The 521-nt window shown below is 74.1% G+C and carries 1 protein-coding gene; it reads right to left on the bottom strand.

Annotated features, from left to right (window positions below):
* Positions 1-126: 126 nt before the first annotated feature.
* Positions 127-521 (bottom strand): PP2C family protein-serine/threonine phosphatase (locus tag G3I71_RS46515; RefSeq protein WP_164324983.1); only part of this gene is annotated, 395 nt, incomplete at its 5' end.

The raw sequence follows: 521 nt of genomic DNA on the forward strand, positions 1-521 counted from the left end.
CTGGGGCAAAGAGCACCGCGTTCGGTCATCACTTCAGCCACATTGGCGAAATGACGATCCGTCAGCACACTCGCGCAGTGCACCCCTCTCGCCACGGACGGTCACGGACGGACGGGCGTTCGGCCGCTACGCCTCCTCCCGCGGCACCACCGGTACGGTCCGCCTCCGCTCCGGCTGCCCCTCCCCGGGCCGGCCCACCGCAAGCAGCGCCATGTCGTCGCTCGCGCCGCCTCCCGTGTACCGGCGCACGTCGCTGCTGAGCGCGTCGAGCAGTTCGTCCGGCCCGGGGAAGACCCGCCCCCGCAGCCGGTCCGCCGGATCGTAGAAGACGCCCGCCGCGTCCCGGGCCTCCGAGAGCCCGTCCGTGTACAGGAGCAGGGTGCTACCGGCCGGGAAGGCCCACTGCCCGACCCGGTCCGCCGGCCCCAGGACGGCCAGCTCGCCGAGCCCCAGCGGCAAGGCCGGTTCGTCCGGGGCGAGCCCCGCCAGTCCCCCGTCCGCGTGCAGCAGCAACGGTTCGG

The sequence above is a fragment of the Streptomyces sp. SID12501 genome, assembly GCF_010550245.1.
GTDB lineage: Bacteria > Actinomycetota > Actinomycetes > Streptomycetales > Streptomycetaceae > Streptomyces.